This window comes from Streptomyces rubrogriseus (assembly GCF_027947575.1).
Classification (GTDB): Bacteria; Actinomycetota; Actinomycetes; order Streptomycetales; family Streptomycetaceae; genus Streptomyces; species Streptomyces rubrogriseus.
Genome location: NZ_CP116256.1, coordinates 3,283,296 through 3,302,509 on the forward strand (window position 1 = coordinate 3,283,296; position 19,214 = coordinate 3,302,509).

Genomic DNA, 19,214 nt, shown 5'->3' on the forward strand with positions numbered 1-19,214 from the left:
CGAACGCCGGAGGTCCGGCCGGGTGGCCGATGTCGACGACGAGGAGGGAGTGCCAGTCGCTGTCGGCGAAGAACTCCTTGTCGATCCCGGCCGGGTCGAAGCCGGCCATCGGACCCGCGGCCAGGCCGAGGGCACGGACGGCGAGGACGAAGTATCCGGCCTGAAGCGGTCCGTTGAACGAGGTGATGGCCTCGCGCCGGGCGGGCTCGCCCTCGAAGTACTCCTTCATCTCCGGGCGGATGGGCAGGACGTGCGGGAGGTGCTCGTGGAAGCGGTGGTACACAGCGAGGACCGCGACGACGGGCGCCGAGGCCGACTTCGGCCGGTTTCCCTCGTCGAGGTGCGGCAGCAGGCGCTGCTTGCCCTCGGCCGTACGGACGTACAGAACGCGCAGCGGCTGGGTGCTCGCGGCGGTCGGTTGCCCAGCGGGCGAGCTCCCAGATGCTGGTCGGGGTCGGCTTTCCGAGCTGTCCGCCGCCGGTCTCGCACATCGCGAGGTGGAGCCCGGCCCGCCCGTCACGGTGCGCTACCGCCTCACTCCGGACGGGACGGCTCTCATGCCCCTCCTCACCGAGCTGGCCGGAAGGGCGGCCCGGCACCTTCCGGGCACGCCGGCCGCCCGGCGCCGGGGGCGTGGTTGGACAGTCGCCGCCCGGGTCGACGAGAGGACCGACCGGCTTGCGGGGTCCTGTGTGACAACCTTGGCATCATCTCTCATGTGGAGTGTGTCACAAGGTCTGGACACAAGGTGTGCTCTGTGCTGCGGGTATTGTGAAAGGGATTTTTCCCGGCATTCGATGCGGGAGTTCGTCGTCCCCGGAGCACCTGAGGAGCCACGCGCATGAACGCCAGCCCGCTTCCGGACCTGGTCGGCCGGCACCGCGAGTGCGAGGCACTCGACGCTCTGCTGGTAGGCCTGCGTGGAGACGGGTCCCGGGTGCTGGTGATCCGCGGCGAAGCGGGCATCGGGAAAACGGTGCTTCTGGAGTACCTGGCCGCGCAGGCGTCACGGACGAAGGTCACCCGGGCGCAGGGCATAGAGGCGGACATGGAGCTGCCCTACGCGAGCCTGCACCAACTGTGCGCGCCGTTCCTCGACGAGCTGGACGACCTGCCGGCACCCCAACGGGAAGCCCTGCGCGTGGCGTTCGGCATGGCGGCCGGTGATCCGCCCGACCGCTTCCTGGTCGGCCTCGCCGTGCTCACGCTGCTCACCCGTGCCTCGGAGGCGCGGCCGGTACTCGTCCTGATCGACGACGCGCAGTGGCTGGACCAGATCTCCCTGCAGACGCTGGAGTTCGTCGCGAGGAGACTGCTCGCCGAGGCGGTCGCGATGGTGTTCGCGGTGCGCGACCCCGAAGGACAGGACGCACTGACCGGTCTGCCGGCCCTGCGCATCGGCGGCCTCGACGCCACCGCCGCCGGGGAGCTCCTGGAAACCGCCGTCGGCGGGCGACTGGAGAAGCGTATCCGGGACCGGTTCGTGGCCGAGATGCACGGCAATCCGCTCGCTCTGCTGGAGTTCTCCCGAGGCCGCAGTGCCGCCGAACTGGCTTACGGCCTGGACTCGTCCGGCCACCCGATCGTCCAGGGCCCGGTCGCGAGCCGGATCGAGCGGGACTTCGCCCAACGGCTCGGGTCGCTGCCGGAGGCGACGCGGACGCTGCTGCTGATCGCCGCGGCGGAACCGGTCGGTGACGCCCGGCTGCTCGCCCGCGCGGCCGCCATGCTCAAGATCACCCCCTTCGCCGCCCCGGCCAAGGTCGCCGGTCTGATCGAGTTGGGCGAGTCCATCCGGTTCCGGCACCCACTGGTCCGTTCAGCGGTCTACCACCAAGCGGCGCCCGAAGCGCGCCGGTCGGTGCACCGGGCCCTGGCCGCCGCCACGGATCCGGTCCTGGACCCCGACCGGCGCGCCTGGCACGCCGCCCAGGCCGCGGACGGACCGGACGAGGAGGTCGCCGCGGGACTGGAACGCGCGGCCGGCCGCGCCCGGCAACGCGGCGGGATCGCGGCCGAGGCGGTACTGCTCGAACGCGCGGCCGAGGTGACGCCGGACCGCCGGCCACGTGGGCGCCGCGCCCTGGCGGCAGCGGAGGCGCACTTCTCGGCCGCGGCGCCCGACCGGGCCACGGAGCTGGCCACAGTGGCCGAACTGTGCCCCCTGAGCCCGCTGGACCGCGCTCGCCTGGCGCGGCTGCGAGCCAGGATCCTCTTCGCCCGCAGCCGCAGCGACGAGGCGGCGCCCCTGCTCCTCGACGCGGCGGCGCAGTTCACCGCCGCCGGTTCGCCGCTGGCGCGGGAGACGTATCTGGAGGCGATCAGCGCCACCATCTTCGCGGGCCGCGTACACGGCCCGGCGGGAGCCCGCGCCGCCGCCATCGCCGCCCGCGCGTCCGGCGCACCCCCTTCCGGCTCCGGGGCCGCCGACCTGCTGCTGGACGGTGTGGCCGCGCTCCTCACGGACGGTTACGAGACCGGTGTGCCGGCGCTGCGCGGCGCCCTGGAACTGCTGGCCGGCGAAGAACTGCGCACACGGGAGGCCACCGTGCGCTGGCTCCTGCTCGTACCGGTGGCGCTGGAGGCGTTCATCCACTACGCCTGGGACCTGCACGCGTGGGACACCTTGTCCAATCGCGCGGTGCGCCTGGCCCGTGACATCGGCGCGCTCGGCGCACTGCCGCCGGCGCTCATCTACGCCGGTGGAGTGCACATCCACTACGGGGACTTCGCCGAGGCGGACAGGATGATCGACGAGGCCGACGCCCTGGCGGCCGCGACCGGTCACGCGCCGCACAAGTACGCCACGCTGGTCCTGGCCGCCTGGCGGGGCGAGGCGGACGTCGCCTCCGGGATCATCGAGGAGGCCAGGCGGCGGGCCGACCAGCGGGGCGAGGTGTCCCTGCTGGGCGCCATGGGCTACATCCAGGGAGTGCTGTACAACGGCCTGGCACGGTACGAGGAGGCCCTGGAGGCCGCGCGTACCGGCATCGAGCACGACGGGTTCAACTTCGTCGGTCTGTCACTGATCGAGCACATCGAGGCCGCCACCCGGTGCGGCGAACTGGACCAGGCCAGGTCCTCACTGGCCCGGCTGGTCGATCTCACCCGCGCGGCCGACTCCGGCTGGGCCGGCGGCGCCACAGCCCGAAGTCAGGCCCTGCTCGCCGACGGCGAGGAGGCCGACCGTCTGTACCGTGCGGCGATCGTGGAGTTCGAGCGCGGCGGCGTCACCGTGGAGGTGGCCCGTAGCCACCTGCTGTACGGCGAGTGGCTGCGCCGTACCCACCAGCGATCGCTGGCCCGCGAGCACCTGCGCAAGGCTCACGGGATGTTCGACGGCATGCGGGCGCACGCCTTCGCGGAGCGGGCCCGCCGCGAGCTGCTCGCCACCGGGGAGCACGTCAGGGTGCGGGAGGCCGCGGTGACCAGCGCGCTCACTCCGCAGGAGTCACAGGTGGCCACGCTCGCCGCCGACGGCATGACGAACGCGAAGATCGGCGCGGAGCTGTTCATCAGCCCGCACACCGTGGAGTGGCACCTGCGGAAGGTGTACACGAAGCTCGGGATCAATTCCCGCCGCGCGCTGCCCGGTGCCCTGGCGAGCGCCCCGCCCACGGACCGGGACGACGAGGGCCTGGTGCGTGCCGGCTGAGTCCGTAGCCCCTGGCCCCCGGGGCCCCACGGACTGGACTACGGACAACAAGGGCGCGATGGGGGGTGTCGCGCACGGAGGGTGGACCCATCGCCCCTGAAGGGGCGTCCGTTCACCCGAAGGAGTCCCGATGTCCGCGCCCAGTCCGGAGACCACCACGCCGGCCGGCACCCCGGCCGCCCGGCCTGCCGAGGGTGACCTGGACACCGCCCTCCACGTTTTCCTGGCCCAACGGAACCGACTGTTCCGCATCGCCTACCGGATCGTCGGGGACGCCGCGGGAGCCGAGGACGTGGTCCAGGAGGCGTGGGTGCGCTGGCAGCTCACCGACCGCGCGGAGGTCAAGAACCCGGTCGCGTTCCTGACCACTACCACGACCCGCCTGTCCATCAACGTCATCCAGTCGGGGCGGCGCCGGCACGAGACGCCGTCCGAACCGCGTTTCGCCGACCTCGGTGACCTTGCCTCGTCCGACGACCCCATGCTCTGCGCCGAGCGGACCGCGGCGATCGAGTCGGCCCTGGCGCTCCTCATGGCCAGGCTGACGCCGGACCGGCTGGCCGCCTACGTGCTGCGCAAGGGCTTCGACTACACCTACACGGAGCTCGCGAAGCTGCTGCGGATCAGTGCCCCGAACGCACGCGTGGTGGTCCACCGCGCCCAGGCCCGTCTCGACAGCGAGCGCGAGCGGCCGATCCCCACCGAGTCGCACCGCCGTCTCGTCACCGCGTTCCGGACCGCCGCCGACACCGGCGACCTCGACGGTCTCCTACGACTGCTCGTCCCCGAGGAGCGGGTGCGCCGCCTGGCGCCGCCGTCCCGCAGACCGGCCGGCCCGGCACACGTCCCGGCGCGTCAGGCCGCGTGACGGCGAGCGCGGAAGCGGGGCTCGTTCCGGGCGGGGCGGGTGGGTTCGCGCCACCGGATCCCGCCCGGCCCCCGTTGTCACATCCGAGACCCCCGTCTTGTCTCCCTTGTGCGGGCAAGCGGGTGCTGCTCACCTGCCGCGCCCTCACGCCGCGAGACCGCCCCGCACCGAGCAGTCGGACGCCGGGGACAGCAGGAGGGCCACCACCCATGAGCGACGATGCCAGGCTGATCACACAGTGGAACAGGCTGACCCGAGTCCATCGCCGGATCGAAGCCCGTATGGAGCGACACCTCCACCGGCAGCTCGGCCTGGGCGTGAGCGAGTTCTACGCCCTTCGCACCTTGAGCGAGGGGGTGGCGGCCGGTACGGGTCTGCTCTATCTGAGCGACCTGGCCAACGGGACGGGCCTGAGCCAGTCCGCCACCAGCCGCCTGGTCACACGCTTGCAGGAACGCGGCCTGATCACCACGCACACCGCGTCCAACGACCGCCGGAGCATCGAGATCGAACTCACCGCCGTCGCGCACGACGTGCTGCGGCTGGGCTCTCCCCTGCTGAGCCAGGCGGTCGAGGAGGTCGTGCGCCAGCTCCACGTCGAGGAGACGGACAAGGACCTGCTCCGCTACCTGCGGGGAGGGGTGAGCGAGGGTGCGGGCTCCCATGTTCGACAGGCGCCGAACGTTCGCTAGCATGGCCGTATGCCGAACCACCACGCGGCACCCGCGGACAGTGAGATCTCCCTGCCTCGCCTCCTCGGGGTGCTCAGCGATCCGACGCGGTTGGGAATCGTCCGGATCCTGTCCGACGGCGCCGAGAGAGGGTGGGGGCAGTTCAGTGCTCCCGTCGCCAAGTCCACGCTCAGTCATCACCTCAAGATGCTGCGTGAGGCGGGCGTGACCCAGACTCGTCAGGAGGGCACGCGCTGCTTCGTGAAGCTGCGAGGGGACGCCCTGGAGACCCGCTTCCCCGGCCTGCTGCCGGCACTGCTCTCCGCCGCCGGCACCGACCACGTCGGGGAACACGTCATCGAGCGGGACGAGCAGGCGTGACCGCGTAGAGCACTCCGTGCCGCACGGGAACCGCTCGAGCTGCGGCCAAGAATTGGCATGAACATGATTTTTGTTAGTCCGGGATGCGGGTCGCGCGTCACGGGTTGCCACTGTCTGGCCGCTGTCGCCTCCCCATTTGACTACCTCGTCGACACTGTCACATAGTGTTCTATGTACATCGAACATCGAACATCGAACAAGGAGTCTTCATGTCCCCGAACCAGTCCCATGAGACGTTCTCCGGGCGCGTCGTGATCGTCACCGGCGCGGGAACCGGCATCGGCCGAGCCACCGCCGTGGCCTTCGCCGAGTCGGGTGCGTACGTCCTCGGGGTGGGCCGCCGCGAGGCGCCCCTGAAGGAGACCGCCGCGGCCCACGCCAACATCGACGTCCTGGCCATCGACATCTGCGGCGACGATGCGCCCGCCACGGTGGTGGGAGCCGCCGTGGAGCGGTGGGGGCGCCTCGACCACCTGATCAACAACGCCGGTGCGACAGCGGTCATGCCGCTGGCGGAGGCCGACAAGCAGGCGATCGTCGATCTGCTGGCGCTCAACGTCGTCGCGCCCAGTCTTCTGGCTCGCGAAGCCCTGCCGCACCTGCGCCGGACCTCGGGGTCGATCATCAACCTCTCCAGCACCTACGGGCACCGCCCGATGGCTGGGGGTGCGCACTACTCGGCCAGCAAGGCCGCCATCGAGCAGATGACGCGGAGCTGGGCACTGGAGCTGGCCGACGAGGGTGTCCGTGTCAACTCGGTCGCTCCCGGCCCCACCCGCACCGACGTCATGCTGCACGCCGGTCTGACACCGGAGGCGGCCAACGACATGTACGCCTATGAGCGCGACCGCATCCCGACCCACCACATCGCGCACGCGGACGAGGTGGCTCACTGGATCCTCCGCATGGCGGACCCGGCCGGACGCCATGCGACCGGTCAGGTGATCACCGTCGACGGCGGCCTGGAACTTATCTGACGAGCGGCGCGTCGGGACGACTGGTACTGGCGGAAGTTGGCGAACACGGCCCCCATAGCTGGGGAGGCCGCACCGCCTTCCTGGATCCGCGCCGTGTCGACGTACCGGCCGCGCTGGTCGAGTCCACCATTGACGCTGTTCCCTTCACACCGTGATGTCGTCCCACTCAGTGTGAGCCATCGCCGACCGGTGCGTTTGCCGTGTCACACATCGGCCGCCCGTCCGGTCAAACGCTCAGCCGATCGCCGATGGACGCACCGACACCGTCCCGCGACTGCTCGCACGGTCCGGTCGGTGGCACAGGACCAGGAGGGTCACGTATGAAGGTCGTGGTGGTCGACGGTGGAGGCCTGATGGGCGTCGAGACCGCGCTCTGGGTCAGGGACCACGGACACGAGGTCGAACTCGTCCAGGCCCCTGGCGGCCCGCACGCGCCCACCTACGACGAGATCGCCGAGGCACTGCGGGGCAGTTCCGTGGTCGTCGACCTCGCCCATCAGCCGTCCGCCGACATCGGCACCCTCTCGGAGGATCACGGTCTGGTCGTGGACGAGGCGGCCCTCGTGGACTCCTGGGCCCGATCCACCGGTGAACTCCTCCGGGCCGGGGCCGCCGCCGGCGTCCGTCATCATGTGTGCCTCTCCGTCGTCGGCGTGGACCGTATCGGCGGTGAGGGTGTCTTCCGGGCGCTCAGGAACCGGGAGGTCATGGTCCGGCGGGCCGGGATCCCGTACTCCATCCTTCGCGCCACACAGACCTTCGATGCGGCGGAAGACATCGCGACGGCGGCCACCGAGGACTGGATCGTGTGGGTTCCACCCGCCGAGGTGCGCCCGGTCTCCCTCACCGACGTGGCGACGCTGCTGGCGCACACCGCCGTGACACGGCCTCTGAACGGAGTCCGTGAGATCGCGGGTCCCGAGCAGTTCCGGCTGGACGCGTTCGTGCGCACGGCCCTGATGACGGAGGCGGAGTACCGGCAGGTCCGTACTGACGCCCTCAGCCCCTTCTACGGCGCGCGGCTCCGGCCCCGGGACCTGCTGCCGGGCCCCGACGCCTTCATCACGCGCACCACCTACGGGGAATGGTTCGCCGGTCGGCCCGCGCCGGACACCACCTCCTGACCTCGACGACACGAACGGCACGAGAGAGAACCGCTGATGACGACCCTCAACCTCACACTGCTCGGCGCGTTCCGCGAGATCACGGCCGCCGAACTGCCTCCCGTCACCTCCGCCCACAGCGGTCGGCCCCTGCGCCGGTACGCCCTGCAACTGCACGTACCCGACGAGCGGCACCAGGAGCTGGACGCCGAACTCAAGGCGGCTGCCACGCCGGACGGAGACCACCTGCAGGGAAGCGACGCGGCGTGGCGCGTGTCGGAGGGCTGGACCGCATCCTCCCAGGGCCGCCGGCCCGAGATCTACGTCTACCGGATCGAGATCCAGGAGGTCGAGGTCCTGTATGCCGAAGCTCTCGAGGTCGAGGGACTGCGTGTCGTCCCGGGCATGTACAGGGAACGGGCCGACGAGGACACCATCACGGTGACGGTCGTCGCGGAGCTGAGCGGTGAGGACGACGAGCGCCTGGAGGAACTCCTCAGGAAGCCCGGTGCCTGGTACGACGTTACCCGCCGGGGCATCAGTGACACACCGGTGCGCATGCGCTTCGGACGCTGTGTGTGGCAGTGGACCGAGGAGGGGGGCCGACGTCACCTCCTGGAACTCGTCGGCGACGAGGGCGGCCCCGAAACGGCACCCTCTGCGCTGGACCTCGCGGCCCGGCCGCGGCTGGACCGGACCCTGGAACAGGTCGCGGCGCACGCCGACGCCCTGTCCCGGCTCCTTGAGGAACTGCGCGCCGGGGGAGTACTGAGCGAGGGCGCGGTCAAGGCCGTCGAAGCGGCCGCCGCCCCGCGCCCGTTGAGCCCGTGGGAGCAGCGGGAACTGTCCCGTACCGATCGACTGAGCGATTACTGGAGCTGAGTCCGTCCTTCGGGAGACTGGCGCCGATACACTCCGGGCAAAGCGGATCATTTATGTCACATCGGTCGGGTGAAGACGGTCTTTAGGGACGAGAGTTCGCCCATACCGCCCCGGCAGCGTTGCCGGTAGCCCGAGGAGTACACGTGTCCCGCACACAGGCAGGTAGTTCAGGAGCCGGGACGGCTCATCCCGATCATCTCGGGCACGTCATCTTCATCGCGGCGGCGGCCGCGATGGGCGGCTTCCTGTTCGGTTACGACAGTTCCGTGATCAACGGTGCGGTCGAGGCCATCCGGGACCGCTACGACGTCGGCTCCGCGGTGCTGGCCCAGGTCATCGCCGTGGCTCTGATCGGCTGCGCCATCGGTGCCGCGACCGCCGGCCGCATCGCCGACCGCATCGGCCGTATCCGGTGCATGCAGATCGCGGCGGTCCTGTTCACTGTCAGTGCCGTGGGCTCCGCGCTGCCCTTCGCGCTGTGGGACCTCGCCATGTGGCGTGTCATCGGCGGCTTCGCCATCGGCATGGCCTCGGTGATCGGTCCCGCCTACATCGCCGAGGTGTCCCCGCCCGCCTACCGCGGCCGGCTCGGCTCCTTCCAGCAGGCCGCGATCGTCATCGGCATCGCCGTCTCCCAGCTGGTCAACTGGGGTCTGCTGAACGCCGCCGCAGCGGCGACCAGCGCGGCGAGCTGATGGGCCTGGAGGCCTGGCAGGTCATGCTCGGCGTCATGGTGATCCCGGCCGTCCTGTACGGCCTGCTGTCCTTCGCCATCCCCGAGTCCCCCCGCTTCCTGATCTCGGTGGGCAAGCGCGAGCGCGCCAAGAAGATCCTCGAAGAGGTCGAGGGCAAGGACGTGGACTTCGACGCCCGCGTCACCGAGATCGAGCACGCCATGCACCGCGAGGAGAAGTCCTCCTTCAAGGACCTGCTGGGCGGCAGCTTCTTCTTCAAACCGATCGTCTGGATCGGTATCGGCCTGTCGGTCTTCCAGCAGTTCGTCGGCATCAACGTCGCGTTCTACTACTCCTCGACGCTGTGGCAGTCGGTCGGCGTCAACCCCGCCGACTCGTTCTTCTACTCGTTCACGACGTCGATCATCAACATCATCGGCACCGTGATCGCGATGATCTTCGTGGACCGCGTCGGCCGCAAGCCGCTCGCCCTGATCGGCTCCGTCGGCATGGTGGTCGGGCTGGCGCTGGAGGCCTGGGCCTTCTCCTTCGACCTGGTCGACGGCAAGCTCCCGGCCACCCAGGGCTGGGTCGCGCTGATCGCCGCCCACCTCTTCGTCCTCTTCTTCGCCCTGTCGTGGGGTGTGGTCGTGTGGGTCTTCCTCGGCGAGATGTTCCCCAACCGGATCCGTGCCGCCGCCCTGGGCGTGGCCGCCTCCGCGCAGTGGATCGCCAACTGGGCCATCACCGCGAGCTTCCCGTCACTGGCCGACTGGAACCTCTCCGGCACCTACGTGATCTACACGATCTTCGCCGCCCTCTCCATCCCCTTCGTGCTCAAGTTCGTGAAGGAGACCAAGGGCAAGGCCCTGGAGGAAATGGGCTGACACGGGCTGACCGGGAGGCCATTGGGCGCGCCACGGCGGCGGGCCCGCCGGCCTCCCGGCACGTCACGCCTCTTCGTCGACCCAGCTCATGAGCTTGCGCAGCTCCTTGCCGGTGGTCTCCAGGAGGTGCTCGGAGTCCTGCTTCTTGTACTCGTTGTACTTCTTCAGACCGCCGTGGTACTCGTCCATCCAGTTCTTGGCGAAGGTGCCGTCCTGGATCTCGGCGAGGACCTTCTTCATCTCGGCCTTGGTGGCGTCGGTGATGATCCGCGGGCCGGTGACGTAGTCGCCCCACTCGGCGGTCTCGGAGATCGACCAGCGCATCTTCTCCAGGCCGCCCTCGTACATGAGGTCCACGATCAGCTTCAGCTCGTGCAGGCACTCGAAGTAGGCGATCTCCGGCTGGTAGCCGGCCTCGGTCAGCGTCTCGAAGCCCGCCTTCACCAGCGCGGTGACACCGCCGGCGAGGACGGCCTGCTCACCGAACAGGTCGGTCTCGGTCTCCTCGGTGAACGTCGTCCTGATGACGCCGGCGCGGGTGCCGCCGATGCCCTTCGCGTAGGACAGGGCCAACTGCAGGCCCTGGCCGGTCGCGTCCTGCTCCACGGCCACGAGACAGGGGACGCCGCGGCCCTCCTCGTACTGACGGCGCACCAGGTGGCCCGGGCCCTTGGGGGCGACCATGCAGACGTCCACGCCGGCCGGGGGCTTGATGAAGCCGTAGCGGATGTTCAGGCCGTGGCCGAAGAACAGCGCGTCGCCGTCCTTCAGGTTGTCCTTGATGTCCTTCTCGTAGACGTCACCCTGGATGGGATCCGGGATGAGCACCATGATGACGTCGGCCTCGGCGGCGGCCTCGGACGGGCTCACCACGCGCAGGCCCTGCTCCTCGGCCTTGGCCTTGGACTTGGAGCCCTCGTGCAGCCCGACGCGCACGTCGACACCGGAGTCGCGCAGCGACAGGGCGTGGGCGTGGCCCTGGCTGCCGTACCCGATGACCGCGACCTTGCGGCCCTGGATGATGGACAGGTCGGCGTCGGCGTCGTAGAACAACTCAGCCATGAGGCACACCTTTCGGAGAACTCCCCGAGTGGGGACGGAGGAACAGGCCCGGACGGGTCCGGGCAACAGATTCGACCCACGGAGCGGGGCCGGGAGCCGTGGCGCGGCCGTCCGTCGGCCGACGAGAACGACACTATCTCACGTGCACAGTGCATCGAAGTGAACATGTGGCGTTCGCCAACAGTGTGGAATACCTGCGAAGTTCGGGGTCCGTGTCACAGGTGTCCGACTTCGCCGGTCAGAGCGACGACACCAAGGGAACGCCGCCCGTTCCGTCGGTTCCGCGATGCCCGGCGGCCGGTGTCTCTCCTTGCGCTACGAGACCGAAGTGAGCCCCCCATGTCCCAGGACCAGACCGACATGCTCGACAACGAATCGGCGACCGGCATCACGACGCTGGACGACCTGCGCAGGCACCTGCAGTGGGCCATCGAAGTCGAACACTCCACGTTGCCTCCGTATCTGACCGCCCTCTATTCCCTGGACGCGGAGCGGAACGCGGACGCCGTGCAGCTCATCGGTGGCGTCTTCGTCGAGGAGATGATCCACCTCGCGCTGGCAGCCAACCTGCTCAACGCGGTCGGTGGCCGCCCCGTCCTGGACGCGCCCCACATGCTGCCGCCCCATCCACGAACGATGCCGCACGCCGACCCGTCCATCGAGTTGTCCCTCCTGCCGTTCGGCCGGGAGGCGCTCAGACTGTTCCTGCGTCTGGAACAGCCCGCCCATCCCGGAGACCCGGCCGAGGGCGACCACTACGAGACGATCGGCCAGTTCTACGCCGCGATCGAGAGGGGCCTGCGGTACCTGTGCGCCGAACTGGGCGAGGACCAGGTATTCATCGGGGACCCGGCCCGTCAGGTCGCCGGCGGCCCGTTCGTCCACACGGCGGGGCACCTCGCTCCGGTCACCGACCTCGGCTCGGCGCTCGCAGCCCTCGACGAGATCGTCGAGCAGGGCGAGGGGGCCTCCCGTGCCGAGGTCTGGGACGGCGACAAGGACATGTTCCACCCCGGGAACCAGGCGGTCTCCCACTACTACCGTTTCCAGGAAATCGCCCTGGGCCGGCGTTACCGGACCGGTGACACGCCCGACTCCGGCCCCACCGGCGAGCCGGTGGCCCTGGACGAGGCCGGCATCCGTCCCGTACGGCCCAACCCGCGGCTCGCGGACCACCCCGAGGGCAGCGGGATCCGAGCCGCACAGGAGGCGTTCAACCAGACCTACTGCAAGATCCTTCAGATGCTGGAGCAGGCGTTCAACGGCAATCCGGCGATGCTGGGTATGTCCGTGGGCGCCATGTACGCACTCAAGGCACAGGCACAGGGTCTGATGGCCCTTGAGGACGAGGACGGCCAGGCCGCCGGTCCGACGTTCGAGTACGTGGCACCCGGGGACCGGTCCTAGCGCCGCAATCCCTCTCGGTACGGCCCGGATCGCCCCTACGGCTCCAGGTGCACGGCCCCTCCTGTTTCGAGGGCGACCCGCAGCGCGCCTCGGTGCCGAGGGGCGATCTCGCGCGGATCCGGCGACGCGGGCGGTTGACGCGGCCGACGGCGTCCAGCCGGTGGCGCGAGCACGGGCACGGCCAGCGCCCCCGCCTCCCCATGCCCTGGGCGAAAGCCGGCAGTTGGGCCACGCCCGTGCTGGTCCTGGCCCGCAGGCTCACCTTCGTCAGTGCGAGGGGGAACGTGCAGTTGGCGACACCCAGGACGAGCCACCGTCGGTCGACGGCCCCGGCCACCGCGCGTTACCTGGCACGGGCGCCGGGGCTACGGGTTCGGCACCTCCTGGAGGACCCAGCCGTTGCCGTCCGGGTCGGTGAAGTCCGCGTACGTGCAGTAGTTGCGGCGCTGAGGGTCGGGGCCGCTGATCCACTTCTCGCCCGTGCAGCGGTGGAAGATGTCGCTGGTGTCGTGATAGATCTCGCCCACCTCCACACCCCGGCCGACCAACTCGTCCCGGGCCTCGTAGATGTCCGAGACGATGAGGTGGAGGCCCTTGGACGACCCCGGGACGGCCAGGGTGACGCCGGTGCCGAAGAGGACCGAGCAGGGCGAACCGGGGGGTGTCATGTGGACGACCCGGTACGTCTCGTCCGTGACGTGGTCGGCGTCCAGGCGGAACCCGACCGCCTCGTAGAAGGCCTTCGCCCGGTCGACGTCGGAGACGGGCAGTACCAGGACTTCCAGTTTGAGATCCACTTGTCGTCACTCTCTTACGTTCACCGCGGAACGGTGCCATCGGATCAGGCGGCATACGCCCGCCCCATCGAGTGAGTGGTTTCCATCGGTCACCATCACACGGTGTCGCAGGATACCGCCCTGACCCGCGACACACGAACTGACGTGAGATGAGGCCGGCCGACCTCTTGACCAGCATGACACGGTGTCACATGTCGTCAACGTGCGCTGTCGTGTCGCCGACTCGACACGGGCCGCGATTCCGTTGCCGCGATCAGAAGGCGCAGTGGAGGAGATCGGTCCGAGGCGGTCGTGGACAGAGAGTCATCAGGTAGTCATTCGACTGATGACTGAACCGAACGCACCTCAACGGAAGAGGTCAGAGACAGGTAAAATCCGGAAGCGTGGCCGATATCAGAGCTGTGCAGCAGACGCTGAGCCCGATACGAAGAGGAACCGGACCGGCATCGGTGCTCACGGCATGATCGGCCGGGACAAGGAACTGGAGGCGCTGCACGGCCTGCTCTCGAGCACGGTGGCAGGCAAGGGCGATGCGCTGCTGGTCCGCGGAGACCCCGGGGTCGGCAAATCCTCTCTGCTGCGCACGTTCGGTTCTCATGCCTCGGACCAGGGGGTCAGAGTCCTTCGCACCTCCGGCGTCGAGACCGAACAGTGGCTGCCGTTCGCCGCGCTGCACCTGCTGCTTCAGCCGGTACTCGGCGGTGCCGAGACGTTGCCGGCCCCCTATCAGAAGGCTCTGGGCGGCGCCTTCGGGGCCAGTGACGGGGAACCCGAGATCTACCGGGTCGGGATGGCGGTACTCGAGCTGCTCGCCGACGCCGCCGACAGCCGGCCCGTCCTGCTGCTCGTCGATGATCTCCAATGGGTCGACTCGTCGAGCCGTGACGTGCTCGGATTCGTGGCCCGGCGTACCCGGGACCTCCCCATCCTCATGATCGGCGCGGCAAGAACCTCGTCACCGGGCACGTACAGCCTGGGGACTCACGCCGAACTCGTCCTGGGGCCCCTCTCCCCGGCCGCGTCGGCCGAACTGCTCGATGCCGACGCCCCGGGCCTTGCGGACGCGGTGCGCGCCCGCATCCTGCAGCGCGCCGCCGGCAATCCCCTCGCGCTCGTCGAACTGCCGAGGGCGGCGCAGGGCATGTCGCCCCGGCTCGACGATCTGCCTCTGACCCAGCGACTGGAGTCCGCGTTCGCCTCGCGTACCGACTCGCTCACCCGCGAGTGCCGGACCTTCCTCCTGGTCCTGGCAGCGGAGCCCACCGCACCACTGAACCAGCTCCTCGACGTGGCAAGTCGTCTCGCGGGCTCGGAAGTCTCCGTGTACGCCCTCCAGGAGGCCGTCGACGCCGGACTGGTGGTTCTGACCGGCCGCACACCCGAGTTCCGGCATCCCCTGATGCGCTCCGCGATCTACACACGGGCCACCGTCGCCGACCGGTTGTCCACCCACCGGGCTCTGGCCGAGACGCTGGACGGATCACCTGGGCGGCGCCTCGTCCACCTCGCCGCGGCCACGCTCGGTCCGGACGACGAACTGGCCGGACAACTGGAGCGCTTCGCCGACGACGCCCAGAAGCGAGGACAACTGGCCGCGGCCGTACCCGCCCTGCGCCAGGCAGGCGAGCTGGTGCACGACGCACGTCGCCAGACCGGCCTCCTGGTCCGTGCGGCCGAGCTGGCCAGCGAGATCAACGACCGTGTCCAGGCCCAGATCCTGCTGGACAGAGCCGACCTGGCGGAGTTGGGCCCCACGGAGCGGGCCCGCCTCATGCTGGTCTCCGACAAGGCCGCGTTCGAGCCGGACGAGCCGCAACGCCGTATTCAGGACATGATCGACGCGGCAGCGGGGGCGTTCGACGTCGGCAGTACGAACGTCGCGGAGAACCTGTTGTGGCGTGCTGCCGCCCGATGCTTCTTCCAGGACGGCGACGCGCGCGTGCGTGCTCAGGCAGCCGCCGAACTGGACCGGTGGAAGCCGGACCCGGACGCCCCTCACGTCCTGACGGTTCGGGCCTACACGGAGCCGTACCGCCATGGGACCGACCTGATCGCACGGCTCGAAAAGCTCGAGCCGGACCGAGAGGACGGCCGACTGCTGCACTATCTGGGCAGCGGTTCGATGGTCGTCGGTGACGCGGGCCGTGCCACTCGCTACCTGGCCCAGGCGGCTTCCGTGTGGCGGTCCCAGGGCCGTCTCGGGCTGCTCGCTCGATCCCTGGCGGGATCCTGGCCACGTCTGTACCTGGGGCAGCTGGCCCAGGCCCGGGAAGAGGCGGCGGAAGGGATCGCGCTCGCCGAGGAGACCGGGGAGTGGATCGTCTGGCTCGGCCTCAAGGCCACGTCGGCGCTCGCGGCGGTGCTGCGGGGAGAACGCGAAGCCGCAGCTCGGAGCGTCCGGGAGTTGAGGGCGCACAGCCTCTTCCCCGTCATGCCCTTCGCGAGCGTCATGGCGCAACAGGTCGACGGTCTCCTCGCCCTCTTCGACAGCCGTGCCGTGGAGGCGTACGACGTCCTCGCGCGTGCGTTCGACAAGACGGACCCGCACTACCACTCGACCAGTCGCTGGCTGCTCGTCCCGGACGTGGTGGACGCGGCCGCGGCCGCGGGCCGAACCGAACAGGTGCGAGAGCTGTTGGCCGAGCTGCCGGAACTGGCAGACCGGCTGCCCTCAGAAATGATGGTCGTGGCCCGGGCCTACGGCGCGGCGGTCCTCGCTCCGGACGACACCGCCGAGGAGCACTACGACTCCGCTCTCTCCACTCTGCCGGACACCTGGCCGCTGTCGCGTGCCCGCCTTCATCTGCAGCACGGCAGGCGACTGCGCCGACAGCGTCGGAACGTGGATGCGCGCAAGCCTCTGCGGCTCGCCCGCGACGAGTTCGACCGAGTCGGTGCGCAACCCTGGGCCGACATGGCCCGTGAGCAATTGCGGGCCGCGGGGGAGTCGGACGGACGTCGGCGTCCGAGCAAGGGCGAGAGTCTGACGGTCCAGGAACGGCAGATCGCCGAATTGGCCTCGCAGGGGCTGAGCAATCGGGAAATCGGCCAGCGGCTGTTCATCTCGCACCGGACGGTCGGAGCCCACCTGTACCGGATCTATCCACGCCTGGGCATCACCAGCCGGGGCAGGCTCTCCGCGGCGCTGGCAGCGCTCGGAGACGAGCAGCCGGCCTCGGGTTCAGCCGACTCCGCCGGATGACGGTGCGCGGCGAGCCGATGCCCTCTCGGACCCGCCCGCGCCCGGGTGACCTTCGAGGAAGGTCGCCCGACCGCGGGCGGGAGCGTTGCCCGGATGGGGACGACGCCGGAGGAGGAGGTCACGTCGTCGCTGACGGCGGCGACGTGCCGACGGTCAGACGCCGCCGTTCTCCCAGTGGTGCGTCGCCGTGGTCGCGGTGACACCGTTCGCGTAGACGAGTGCGACGCGGTGGTTGTACTGCACGGTGTACATCTTCTTCCCGCCGATGACGACCGCACCGCTGGACGGGAAGTAGTCGTCGGTGGCCGCGGCGTCCTGGGTGGCCACGTACGCCTGTCCGACCGGGATGGAGTACATGCTCAGCGGGGCCTGCGTGGAGGCGCCGAGACCGGCCGGATACTCGGCCCTGTCGGGATAGCTGGAGCCGTAGAGCGCCACCGGTGCGCTCCCCGCGGGCTTGATGATCTTCACTCCGTACCGGATACGGGTGTTGGTGCCGCCGGGGTTGTGGAACCAGACCTTCGCCCCGCTGAACCAGACGGCGGTCCAGTCGTCCTGCACCTCTGCCACCACGAACTGCTGACCGGCCTGTGCCGTGCTGCCCCAGTCGTTCACCCGGTTGGTACCCGCAGCGGCGCCGTGGATCGCCGGGTCGCCGAAGAGCGGGGCGGTCTCGCCCGGGGCGGTGCGCAGGTAGACGGAGTTGGACTGCTGCTGCCGTTCGGTGCAGGTGGGTGTCTGCCCGGTGGGGTCGTCGGAGGGGCACACCTGGAAGGTCTGCACGTTGTCCGTGAACGAGGGCGTGATCGCCACGACCTCGCCCGGTTGGGGCACCTCGGGCAGACCGCTGACCGGCGCCCCGAGCAGGCTCATGAAGTGGTTCCAGTCCCACGCGTAGCCGGGGTCCCAGTGCATTCCGGCGACCAGCGAGGAGTTGGGCCCGGCAACGTTGTCATGGCCGATGACATGCTGCCGGTCCAGCGGTACTCCGAAGCGCGCGGCCAGGTACTTCACCAGGTCGGCCGTGGCTTGGTACTGCGACTCCGTGTACCAGGCGGCGCCGTGAGCGGCGTAGCCCTCGTGCTCGATCCCGATGGAGTGCAGGTTGGTCGAGTAGTTTCCGGCGTGGAAGGCGATGTCCTTGGTCGGGACCATCTGGGTGACCGCACCGGCCGATGACATGACGTAATGGGTCGAGGCGGGGTTGGTGGGGTTGGCCAGCCCCGCGACGCCCGCGTCGTAGGTGGACTCCAGGTCGTGAATGACGATCGTGTCGACGCGGATGCCGTTCGTGGGCCGGTCGGCCACCTGGCGGCCGACGGGAGAGCCGGCGACGAAGGTGCAGTCGACCGTCGTGGGGCATTCGGTGGCAACCGCCGTAGGAGCCGTCCTGAGGTGCAGGGCGTCGATCTGCTGCCGCTCAGGGATGACCGAGGGGCTGGCGGCCAGGCGCAGGCGCTGGCCGTCCTGGGTCGTGGCGGAGGCACCGCTCCGCATCGTGCGGAAGACGCGGTCGGCGAAGCTCGCCGCTGCCTTCTCCTGCTTGGCCTGGCTGTAGCGGGCCACGGCCCCGTACCACTCGGCGGGGTCCGCGGGCGTACCGCCGACCAGTTCCCGCTCGTACGAGGCCAGCAGCGCGGCGCCGCCCCGGATGTTCGCGGCGTCGTCCTCGCGCAAGTCCCGCGTCGACAGGCCGGTCAGCTGCGCGGCCTGGTCCAGTGTGTGGAGGGCGGGGGCGGCGGCAAGGGTCTCGAGGTCGGCTCGGCCCGCGGCACCGGCACCGCCGCCGGCCAGCATGGCGGGGGTGACGTCGGTGAGATTCATCGGTCCGTAACCGCCGTCGGTGCTCGGCAGGCCGCCGTGTCCGTCCCACCCCGACTCCTGGTGGGACAGGGCGAGCAGGACGGCGGGCGGGACGTGGTATTCGTCCGCCGTGGTGAGCAGGGCCTGCTGGCGCTTCCGCGTGGCGTCGCTCGCCGTGTCGGCCTGGGCGGCGCCCGACATGGCCAACAGGCCACCGGCGACGAGTGCGCCCACCGTGACACCGACGGGCAGAATGGCTGCCCTTCGTGACTTGTGCAAGGTGATGCTCCTTGTGGAGAAGTAACGGGCATCGAGACGCGCCGAGAAGCGGCCGTGGCAGGCCGTTGGCGCAAGGCGACTCGATGCGAGGACGACTATAGGGCGAAGCTGGTTGTAGGTGCCACGAGTATCCGCGTGGTTCGACACGGTGTGTTGTGACAGTGATGTGAAGCGGGGCCGCGTCAGGAAGGATGGAACTCGACGACGACGCGGTAGCCGGCGGGCTCCGACGTGATGTGGAGTTCGGGGTCGTCGAACAGGCGCTTGAGCGCGGCGTGCCATTCCTGATTGCCCGTGGCCCTGTCGAGTCGGGTGCCCGAGGACCACTCGGCGACATGAACGAACCGCGTCTCCGGGGCGTCGGTCAGGGGGCGGTGCAGCCGAGACCGGATGAATCCGGGTTGCGTCGACATGATCCGGGCGTTCTCCTGGTACGCCTCGGTGAAGTAGTCGGCCTCCTCCGACGGCACGGTGTAGGTCTTGATGAGGACGACCGGATCGGCGGTGTGCGTCCTCGAGTTCAGTGAGTCGGTCATGCCCACTCGACAAGCGACGGCTCGCCCCTG

General features: G+C 69.8%; 14 protein-coding genes and 2 pseudogenes. 11 read left to right on the top strand and 5 right to left on the bottom strand.

What is annotated here, in order from left to right; all coding sequences use genetic code 11:
- Positions 1-49: 49 nt before the first annotated feature.
- Positions 50-520 (bottom strand): annotated as a pseudogene (locus Sru02f_RS15020) (malonic semialdehyde reductase); the annotation flags it as partial.
- Here Sru02f_RS15020 and Sru02f_RS15025 point away from each other — a divergent pair.
- From Sru02f_RS15025 to Sru02f_RS15065, 9 genes and pseudogenes are all read left to right on the top strand, one after another.
- A complete protein-coding gene (locus tag Sru02f_RS15025; RefSeq protein ID WP_373103720.1) occupies positions 402-845 on the top strand; it encodes a winged helix-turn-helix transcriptional regulator in 444 nt (147 codons plus the stop codon). The pseudogene Sru02f_RS15020 and the gene Sru02f_RS15025 sit on opposite strands and share 119 nt — an antisense overlap.
- Positions 842-3,655, top strand: coding sequence for a helix-turn-helix transcriptional regulator (locus Sru02f_RS15030; RefSeq protein ID WP_109030526.1), 2,814 nt, complete (start codon positions 842-844; stop codon positions 3,653-3,655). The genes Sru02f_RS15025 and Sru02f_RS15030 overlap by 4 nt, the downstream gene beginning before the upstream one ends.
- A gap of 130 nt (positions 3,656-3,785) precedes the next feature.
- Positions 3,786-4,523, top strand: a complete 738-nt coding sequence (locus Sru02f_RS15035) for a sigma-70 family RNA polymerase sigma factor (RefSeq protein ID WP_109030527.1) — start codon at positions 3,786-3,788, stop codon at positions 4,521-4,523.
- A gap of 281 nt (positions 4,524-4,804) precedes the next feature.
- On the top strand, positions 4,805-5,215 hold the full coding sequence (locus Sru02f_RS15040) for a MarR family winged helix-turn-helix transcriptional regulator (protein WP_244941764.1): 411 nt from the start codon (positions 4,805-4,807) through the stop codon (positions 5,213-5,215).
- Between the two features lie 9 nt (positions 5,216-5,224).
- On the top strand, positions 5,225-5,575 hold the full coding sequence (locus Sru02f_RS15045; RefSeq protein ID WP_109030529.1) for an ArsR/SmtB family transcription factor: 351 nt from the start codon (positions 5,225-5,227) through the stop codon (positions 5,573-5,575).
- A gap of 209 nt (positions 5,576-5,784) precedes the next feature.
- A complete protein-coding gene (locus tag Sru02f_RS15050) occupies positions 5,785-6,552 on the top strand; it encodes an SDR family NAD(P)-dependent oxidoreductase (protein ID WP_109030530.1) in 768 nt (255 codons plus the stop codon).
- Positions 6,553-6,872: 320 nt separating this feature from the next.
- Entirely contained in the window at positions 6,873-7,676 is an 804-nt protein-coding gene (locus Sru02f_RS15055; RefSeq protein ID WP_109030531.1) for an SDR family oxidoreductase, read from the top strand.
- 36 nt (positions 7,677-7,712) lie between these two features.
- Positions 7,713-8,537: a hypothetical protein gene (locus Sru02f_RS15060; protein WP_109030532.1), complete on the top strand. Its 825-nt coding sequence runs from the start codon at positions 7,713-7,715 to the stop codon at positions 8,535-8,537.
- Between the two features lie 233 nt (positions 8,538-8,770).
- Positions 8,771-10,098: pseudogene (locus Sru02f_RS15065) on the top strand (sugar porter family MFS transporter).
- 63 nt (positions 10,099-10,161) lie between these two features.
- Here the strand turns inward: Sru02f_RS15065 and ilvC are convergent.
- Positions 10,162-11,160, bottom strand: coding sequence for a ketol-acid reductoisomerase (gene ilvC, locus Sru02f_RS15070; protein ID WP_109030534.1), 999 nt, complete (start codon positions 11,158-11,160; stop codon positions 10,162-10,164).
- A gap of 339 nt (positions 11,161-11,499) precedes the next feature.
- Here ilvC and Sru02f_RS15075 point away from each other — a divergent pair, with 339 nt between their 5' ends.
- Complete coding sequence (locus Sru02f_RS15075; RefSeq protein ID WP_109030535.1) at positions 11,500-12,567, top strand: ferritin-like domain-containing protein; 1,068 nt, start codon at positions 11,500-11,502, stop codon at positions 12,565-12,567.
- A 365-nt stretch (positions 12,568-12,932) separates the two neighbouring features.
- Here the strand turns inward: Sru02f_RS15075 and Sru02f_RS15080 are convergent, their stop codons facing one another.
- Positions 12,933-13,364, bottom strand: a complete 432-nt coding sequence (locus Sru02f_RS15080; protein ID WP_109030537.1) for a VOC family protein — start codon at positions 13,362-13,364, stop codon at positions 12,933-12,935.
- A gap of 460 nt (positions 13,365-13,824) precedes the next feature.
- On the opposite strand from Sru02f_RS15080, the gene Sru02f_RS15085 reads away from it, so the two are divergent.
- Positions 13,825-16,566 (top strand): ATP-binding protein, encoded by a 2,742-nt coding sequence (locus tag Sru02f_RS15085; protein WP_109030538.1) that lies wholly within the window; start codon positions 13,825-13,827, stop codon positions 16,564-16,566.
- A 153-nt stretch (positions 16,567-16,719) separates the two neighbouring features.
- Here the strand turns inward: Sru02f_RS15085 and Sru02f_RS15090 are convergent, their stop codons facing one another.
- A complete protein-coding gene (locus Sru02f_RS15090) occupies positions 16,720-18,648 on the bottom strand; it encodes an N-acetylmuramoyl-L-alanine amidase (protein ID WP_109030539.1) in 1,929 nt (642 codons plus the stop codon).
- A 182-nt stretch (positions 18,649-18,830) separates the two neighbouring features.
- Complete coding sequence (locus Sru02f_RS15095; RefSeq protein WP_109030540.1) at positions 18,831-19,184, bottom strand: antibiotic biosynthesis monooxygenase family protein; 354 nt, start codon at positions 19,182-19,184, stop codon at positions 18,831-18,833.
- Between the last annotated feature and the right edge of the window lie 30 nt (positions 19,185-19,214).

Coding starts and splice junctions, on each gene's coding strand:
- Sru02f_RS15030 (WP_109030526.1), top strand. CDS start 842: ATGAACGCCAGCCCGCTTCCGGACCTGGTCGGCCGGCACCGCGAGTGC.
- Sru02f_RS15035 (WP_109030527.1), top strand. CDS start 3,786: ATGTCCGCGCCCAGTCCGGAGACCACCACGCCGGCCGGCACCCCGGCC.
- Sru02f_RS15040 (WP_244941764.1), top strand. CDS start 4,805: ATGGAGCGACACCTCCACCGGCAGCTCGGCCTGGGCGTGAGCGAGTTC.
- Sru02f_RS15045 (WP_109030529.1), top strand. CDS start 5,225: ATGCCGAACCACCACGCGGCACCCGCGGACAGTGAGATCTCCCTGCCT.
- Sru02f_RS15050 (WP_109030530.1), top strand. CDS start 5,785: ATGTCCCCGAACCAGTCCCATGAGACGTTCTCCGGGCGCGTCGTGATC.
- Sru02f_RS15055 (WP_109030531.1), top strand. CDS start 6,873: ATGAAGGTCGTGGTGGTCGACGGTGGAGGCCTGATGGGCGTCGAGACC.
- Sru02f_RS15060 (WP_109030532.1), top strand. CDS start 7,713: ATGACGACCCTCAACCTCACACTGCTCGGCGCGTTCCGCGAGATCACG.
- ilvC (WP_109030534.1), bottom strand. CDS start 11,160: ATGGCTGAGTTGTTCTACGACGCCGACGCCGACCTGTCCATCATCCAG.
- Sru02f_RS15075 (WP_109030535.1), top strand. CDS start 11,500: ATGTCCCAGGACCAGACCGACATGCTCGACAACGAATCGGCGACCGGC.
- Sru02f_RS15085 (WP_109030538.1), top strand. CDS start 13,825: ATGATCGGCCGGGACAAGGAACTGGAGGCGCTGCACGGCCTGCTCTCG.
- Sru02f_RS15095 (WP_109030540.1), bottom strand. CDS start 19,184: ATGACCGACTCACTGAACTCGAGGACGCACACCGCCGATCCGGTCGTC.